The organism is Pseudomonas sp. 43mfcvi1.1, assembly GCF_900115935.1.
Taxonomy (GTDB): Bacteria; Pseudomonadota; Gammaproteobacteria; order Pseudomonadales; family Pseudomonadaceae; genus Aquipseudomonas; species Aquipseudomonas bijieensis.
The window spans coordinates 179999-186656 of the sequence record NZ_UETT01000015.1 but is presented as its reverse complement, the minus strand read 5'-3'; the positions used below and the strand labels follow the sequence as shown (position 1 = coordinate 186656).

The following is a 6658-nucleotide window of genomic DNA, read 5'->3' as shown; positions in this document are numbered from 1 at the left end:
CTCGACGGCGGCCGTGGCACGGCGGGCACCCAGTTGCTGCCGGTGCACGATGACGGCCGTCCTGCCGATGACTTCGGTCGCCTGGGCGTGGCTCTCAAGGCCAAGGTGTCGAAGACCGAACTGAAGGTCGGCGAATGGATGCCAGTGCTGCCAATCCTGCGCTCCGACGATGGTCGCTCCCTGCCGCAAACCTTCCGTGGCGGCCAGGTGACCTCCACCGAAATCAGCGGTTTGACCCTCTACGGCGGCCAGTTCCGCGCCAACAGCCCGCGCAACGACGCGAGCATGGAAGACATGTCCATGAACGGCCGCGGCGCCTTCACGTCCGACCGTTTCAACTTCGGCGGCGGCGAATACGCTTTCAACGAAAAACGCACCCAGGTCGGCGTCTGGTACGCGGAACTGTCCGACATCTACCAGCAGCAATATTTCAACCTGACCCACAGCCAGCCCATCGGCGACTGGACCCTGGGCGCCAACCTTGGCTACTTCATCGGCAAGGAAGACGGCAGCGCGCTGGCCGGCGACCTGGACAACAAAACCGCGTTCGCCATGCTCTCGGCGAAATACGGTGGCAACACGTTCTACGTCGGCCTGCAGAAAGTCGGCGGTGATGACGCCTGGATGCGCGTCAACGGCACCAGCGGCGGCACCCTGGCCAACGACAGCTACAACTCCAGTTACGACAACGCCAAGGAAAAATCCTGGCAGTTGCGCCACGACTTCAACTTCGCCGCCGTCGGCGTGCCGGGCCTGACCCTGATGAACCGCTACATCAGCGGCGACAATGTGCACACCGCCACGGTCGACGATGGCAAGGAATGGGGCCGGGAAAGTGAGCTGGCCTACACCGTACAGAGCGGCGCGCTCAAGAGTCTGAATGTGAAATGGCGTAACTCGACGATGCGTCGGGACTACAGCACTAATGAGTTCGATGAAAACCGGTTGATTGTCAGCTATCCGATCAGCTTGCTGTAAGAGCCAACATGGGGTGGAGGCTGTACCGGTGTGGGAGCGAGCTTGCTCGCGATGGCGTCATCTCATTCAAGATCGATGCAAGCTGACCCGCCGCTATCGCGGGCAAGCTCGCTCCCACAGGGGGATCAGTGTCGGGCACAAAATTTGTACTCACTGAAGATCCAGTGTGGGAGCGGGCTTGCTCGCGAAGGCGGTGGTCCATCCAACATCATCGCCAACTGGCCCACCGCTTTCGCGAGCAAGCCCGCTCCCACAGGAATTAGCGGTGGATGTTAAGACCGGGATTCGACACCCAGCTCATCCCACACCGACTCGGCCAGGTGGAAGGTGGCGTTGGCCGCCGGAATGCCGCAGTAGATCGCGCTCTGCATGATCACTTCCTTGATCTCGCTGCGGCTCACGCCGTTGTTGGCGGCGGCGCGCAGGTGCAGCTTGAGTTCCTCATTACGGTTCATGCCGATCAGCATGGCGATGGTGATCAGGCTGCGGGTGTGGCGCGGCAGGCCCGGGCGGGTCCAGATGTCGCCCCAGGCATGACGGGTGATCATCTCCTGAAATTCGCTGTTGAACTCGGTCAAGGCATTGAGGCTGCGGTCGACATGGGCATCGCCCAGCACCGCGCGGCGTACCTGCATGCCTTCGTCGTAACGTTGTTTCTCGTCCACAAAAAACTCCTCAGGCTCGGCCAGAATCAAGCAGGAAATCCAGCACCCGGGCGCTGAACGCAGCGCCGGCCTGGACGTTGGACAGGTGCGCGGCATAAAACTCGGCGTACTCGGCGCCACTGACCCGCTCCTGGATAAAGTGCCCACCCGACGGCGGCGTCACAGCATCTTCAGTGCCGGCAATCACCAGCAGCGGCACCTGGATCGACGACAGTTGCTCGCGAAAATCGGCATCGCGCACCGCCGCACAGTTGGCCGCATAGCCCTGGGGCGAAGTGGCGGCGAGCATGTCAGTGATTTGTTTCACCGTCGCAGGCTGCGCCTCGGCGAAGTCTGGGGTAAACCAACGGGCAATCGAGGCATCGCGCAACGCCACCATCGCCGCCTTGCCATCACGCAGCACGGTTTCGATGCGCGGGTTCCATACCGAGGGGTCACCGATCTTCGCGGCAGTGTTGCACACCACCAGTTTATGTAGCCGCTCACCGGCATTGATCCCCAGCCATTGGCCGATCAACCCGCCCATGGACAAGCCACAGAAATGCACCTTGTCGATGCCCAACTGATCAAGCATCGCCAGCACATCGCGGCCCAGTTGTTCGATGCTATAGGGCCCTTCGGTGACCAGCGACTGGCCATGGCCACGGGTGTCAAAACGCAATACGCGAAAGTGTTCGCTGAAAGCCGGGACCTGCGCATCCCACATGTGCAGGTCAGTGCCGAGGGAGTTTGAAAGCACCAGCACCGGGGCCTCTTGCGGCCCGTCCAATCGGTAATTCAGATCGCCCTCGGCGAGTTTGACGAATCCCACAACAATCTCCTTTCAGGCGTTCAAGGCAAGGTGTTCGGCCACCGCTCGGGCGACCCAGGTCTGGGCCTGGCCGAGGTAGTGAGCGGGGTTGAGTAGATGATCGATTTCAGCAGCGGACAACTGTGCAGTGACCTGGGGTTCGTCCCCCAACACGTCCCGCAGATGCCGTTGTTCGGCCACGGCGCGCTTGCAACATTGCTCCAGCAGATGATGCGCCGTGTCGCGCCCCACCCGCTGGGCCAGGACGATGCTTACCGCTTCGGCCAGCACCAACCCCTGGGTCAGTTCCAGGTTGCGGGCCATGCGCGCCGCGTCGACTTCCAGCCCTTCGGCCAGCAATCGCGCCTGTTGCAAGGCACCGGATATCAGGCAGCAGATCTCCGGCAGGGTTTCCCATTCGGCGTGCCACAGGCCCAGGCTGCGCTCATGTTCCTGGGGCATGGCGCTGAACAATGTCGACAACAAGCCCGGCACCCGCGTCGCCGCACCGATCAGCACCGCCGCGCCCACCGGGTTGCGTTTGTGGGGCATGGTCGACGAACCGCCCTTGCCCGGCGCCGACGGTTCGAACGCTTCGCCAGCCTCGGTCTGCATCAACAGGCTGATGTCGCGGCCCAGCTTGCCCAGGCTGCCGGCGATCAAACCCAACACCGAGCCGAACTCCACCAGGCGGTCGCGTTGGGTGTGCCACGGTTGTTCCGGCAGGTTCAGTTGTAGTTCGGCAGCCAAGGCTTCGGCGATGGGCAAGGCGTGTTCGCCCAAGGCGGCGAGCGTTCCAGAGGCGCCGCCAAATTGCAGCACCAGCAAGCGTGGCTTGAGTTCTTTCAGACGTTGCCGACTGCGGGTGATCGCTCCCAGCCAACCAGCGATTTTCATACCCAGGGTCACCGGCGTGGCATGCTGCAACCAGGTACGCCCGGCCAGCGGAGTGGCGGCGTAGCGTTCGGCTTGGCGGGCCAGGGTGCCGGCCAGCTGGGCCAGTTCTGCCTCGATCAAGCCCAACGCCTGGCGCAGTTGCAGCACCAACCCGCTGTCCATCACGTCCTGGCTGGTTGCGCCCAGGTGCACGTAGCGTTCGGCTTCAGCATCCTCGGCGGCGATGCGTTTGCCCAACGCCTTGACCAGCGGGATCGCCGAATTGCCGGCACTGGCGATCGCTTCGCTCAAGGCCGAAAAATCGTAAAGCTGGGCACGGCAGGCCTGCTCAATTGGCGCCACCGCGCTCTGGGGAATCAAACCCACCCGCGCTTCGGCCCGGGCCAATGCCGCCTCGACGTCGAGCATGGCCTGGAGCCGGCCCGCATCGCAGAACACCTCGCGCATGTCGCGGGCGGTGAAGTAGGCATCGAACAGTTGATTGCCCAGTCGGTCGCTCATAAACAGTCCTTGGGAGCGCCGGCCTCAAGGGTCGGCGCAGTTGAGTCAAAGGTCGTGATGCAAGTATGCCGGTTGCTTGGGCAGGCGCAGGCTGAACAGGAACGCCACCACCATCATCACCGTGACATACCAATAAAAGGCGTTCTCCATGCCCTGTGCCTTCAGGCTCAAGGCGACGTACTCGGCCGAACCGCCAAAAATCGCATTGGCCACCGCGTACGCCAACCCTACTCCCAGCGCCCGCACTTCAGGTGGAAACATTTCCGCTTTCACCAAGCCACTGATCGACGTGTAGAAACTGACGATCGCCAGCGCCAACGTGATCAGGACGAACGCCAGGAACGGGCTGCTGATGCTTTTGAGGGTCAGCAGGATCGGCACCGTGCACAACGCCCCCAGGCCACCGAACCAGAGCATGGAATTACGCCGGCCGATCTTGTCCGCCAGCATGCCGAACAGCGGCTGCATGCACATATAGAGGAACAACGCGCCAGTCATGATGTAGCTGGCGGTCTTGGCGTGCAGGCCGGCGGTGTTCACCAGGTATTTCTGCATGTAGGTGGTGAAGGTATAGAAAATCAGCGAGCCGCCAGCGGTGTAGCCCAGCACGGTGATGAACGCGGCCTTGTGGTCGCGAAACAGCGCCGCGATACTGCCGGCGTCCTTGTTCTCGCGCATTTCCTTGCTGCTGGTTTCCTTCAGTGAGCGCCGCAGGAACAGGGAGATCAACGCAGCCAGGGCGCCCACCACGAACGGGATCCGCCAGCCATAGGCGCGCAGTTCGTCCTCGTTGAGAAACTGCTGCAGGATCACCACCAACGACACCGCCAGCAGTTGCCCGCCGATCAGCGTCACGTACTGGAACGAAGCAAAAAAACCACGCTGGCCCTTGAGGGCGACTTCGCTCATGTAAGTAGCGGTGGTGCCGTACTCGCCACCCACCGACAAGCCTTGTAACAGGCGTGCGAACAACAGCAGCACCGGCGCCCAGACGCCGATGTCTTTGTAGGTGGGCAGGCACGCGATGAGCAACGAGCCGAAGCACATCATCAGCACCGAAATCATCATCGAATTCTTGCGCCCGTGACGGTCCGCCACCCGGCCGAAAATCCAGCCACCGATGGGTCGCATCAGGAACCCGGCGGCGAACACACCCGCCGTGTTGACCAGTTGCACCGTGGGGTTGTCCGACGGAAAAAACGCCGGCGCGAAATAAATCGCACAAAACGCATAGACATAGAAGTCGAACCATTCGACCAGGTTGCCGGATGAGGCACCGACGATGGCGAAGATGCGCTTGCTGCGTTCTTCACCGGTGTAGTGGCTGATTGGGATGGTCATGGGCTATTCACTCGTTGGGGACTGGACAGAGTCTAGACACACTTCGTAACAGTCCCGTTCCACAGTATTGCATTGCCTGTGCCGCCGCCATGTGGGAGCGAGCCTGCTCGCGATGAGGGCGGCACATTCAATAATGGATGCAAGCTGACCCACCGCTATCGCGAGCAGGCTCGCTCCCACAGGTGTAATCACTCAGTAGTCGAAGAACACCGTCTCGGCATCCGTGCCCTGCAGGATCACGTTCCACTGATACACGCCCGAGGCATCGGGTTTGCTCACAATGGTGGCACGACGTTCCTCGGGCACGCAGGCCAACAGCGGGTCGGTTTCGTTGGTCGGCTCGCCATCGAAGTAGATGCGCGTCAGCAAATGCTTGACCAACCCGCGGGCGAACACCAGCACTACCAGGTGCGGTGCCTGGGTCGTGCCGCTCAACCCTGGCACTGTGCCTGGCTTGATGGTGGTGAAGCGAAAGCGCCCTTCAGCGTCCACCGGCACCCGACCGAAGCCTTCGAAATGCGGGTCCAGGGGCTTGTCCTGGTCGTCTTCGGGGTGGGCGTATTTACCGGCGGCGTTGGCCTGCCAGACTTCCAGCATGGCGTCGTTGACGAATTCACCATTGCCGTCGACCACCTGCCCGGTGATCGCCACGCGTTGGCCAAGGGTTTGGGCAACAGTCAGGTCTTCACGGTTCAGCCAGGTCAGGCCGATATGGTAGTAAGGGCCAACGGTGTGGGATGTGGTGGCGGTGAGCGTCATCTTATTTCTCCATCGGCGTGGCATCGCGGCCGCGCAAGACGATGTCCCAGCGGTAACCGAGGGCGTAGTGAGGGACGGTTTTTTCCAGGTCGAAACTGGCGATCAGGCGTTCCTTGGCGCGGGTGTCCGGCACGCAGTTATAGATCGGGTCGTAGGCCAGCAACGGATCGCCGGGGAAATACATCTGCGTCACCAGGCGCGTCAGAATGCTCGGCCCGAACAGTGAGAAATGGATATGCGCCGGGCGCCAGGCATTGTGGTGGTTGCCCCACGGATAAGCACCGGGCTTGATGGTCTGGAACTGATACCAGCCGTCGGCGTCGGTAATGGTGCGACCGGTGCCGGTGAAGTTCGGGTCCAGCGGCGCGTCATGGTTGTCACGGTCATGGTTGTAGCGACCGGCGGCGTTGGCCTGCCAGATCTCCACCAGGATGCCCGGCACCGGCTGGCCGTGCTCATCCAGCACCCGTCCGTGAATGATGATCCGTTCCCCCAACGGCTCGCCGGCATGCTGGGCGGTCAGGTCGTTGTCCTTCTCCTGCACGCGGTCGGCGCCTATGGTCGGACCGGTGATTTCCGACAGCGAGTGAGGCAGATACACCAACGGCTTGGATGGCGAGCGCAGGTTGGTGGACTGGTACGGCGGGTGCAGATACTCCGGCTGGGTGCCCGCTTGAGGGCGACGATAACCAGGCTTGTCAGTCATGTAGCATTCCTCGGTTTCTTA

General features: G+C 62.0%; 7 protein-coding genes. 1 reads left to right on the top strand and 6 read right to left on the bottom strand.

Annotated features, from left to right (window positions below; translation table 11 throughout):
• On the top strand, positions 1 to 978 hold a 978-nt coding region (locus DTP52_RS25300), incomplete at its 5' end, for an OprD family porin (RefSeq protein WP_109755795.1).
• Positions 979 to 1250: 272 nt separating this feature from the next.
• On the opposite strand, the gene pcaC is transcribed toward DTP52_RS25300, so the two are convergent.
• The 6 genes from pcaC to pcaH all read right to left on the bottom strand — a co-directional run bounded on the left by pcaC (position 1251) and on the right by pcaH (position 6637).
• Positions 1251 to 1643: a 4-carboxymuconolactone decarboxylase gene (gene pcaC / locus DTP52_RS25295; RefSeq protein WP_109755800.1), complete on the bottom strand. Its 393-nt coding sequence runs from the start codon at positions 1641 to 1643 to the stop codon at positions 1251 to 1253.
• A 10-nt stretch (positions 1644 to 1653) separates the two neighbouring features.
• Entirely contained in the window at positions 1654 to 2454 is an 801-nt protein-coding gene (gene pcaD, locus DTP52_RS25290; RefSeq protein WP_109755794.1) for a 3-oxoadipate enol-lactonase, read from the bottom strand.
• 12 nt (positions 2455 to 2466) lie between these two features.
• Complete coding sequence (locus DTP52_RS25285) at positions 2467 to 3831, bottom strand: 3-carboxy-cis,cis-muconate cycloisomerase (RefSeq protein ID WP_109755793.1); 1365 nt, start codon at positions 3829 to 3831, stop codon at positions 2467 to 2469.
• A 45-nt stretch (positions 3832 to 3876) separates the two neighbouring features.
• Positions 3877 to 5172 (bottom strand): MFS family transporter, encoded by a 1296-nt coding sequence (locus DTP52_RS25280; RefSeq protein WP_109755792.1) that lies wholly within the window; start codon positions 5170 to 5172, stop codon positions 3877 to 3879.
• A gap of 192 nt (positions 5173 to 5364) precedes the next feature.
• The gene (pcaG, locus tag DTP52_RS25275) at positions 5365 to 5931 is read right to left on the bottom strand and encodes a protocatechuate 3,4-dioxygenase subunit alpha (protein WP_109755791.1); all 567 of its coding nucleotides are present in this window, start codon (positions 5929 to 5931) and stop codon (positions 5365 to 5367) included.
• 1 nt (position 5932) lies between these two features.
• Positions 5933 to 6637 (bottom strand): protocatechuate 3,4-dioxygenase subunit beta, encoded by a 705-nt coding sequence (gene pcaH / locus DTP52_RS25270; RefSeq protein WP_109755790.1) that lies wholly within the window; start codon positions 6635 to 6637, stop codon positions 5933 to 5935.
• Between the last annotated feature and the right edge of the window lie 21 nt (positions 6638 to 6658).

Bases quoted from the DNA above. Each gene is read 5' to 3' on its own strand.
- DTP52_RS25280 (WP_109755792.1), bottom strand. From the start codon at position 5,172: ATGACCATCCCAATCAGCCACTACACCGGTGAAGAACGCAGCAAGCGC.
- pcaH (WP_109755790.1), bottom strand. From the start codon at position 6,637: ATGACTGACAAGCCTGGTTATCGTCGCCCTCAAGCGGGCACCCAGCCG.
- DTP52_RS25285 (WP_109755793.1), bottom strand. From the start codon at position 3,831: ATGAGCGACCGACTGGGCAATCAACTGTTCGATGCCTACTTCACCGCC.
- pcaG (WP_109755791.1), bottom strand. From the start codon at position 5,931: ATGACGCTCACCGCCACCACATCCCACACCGTTGGCCCTTACTACCAT.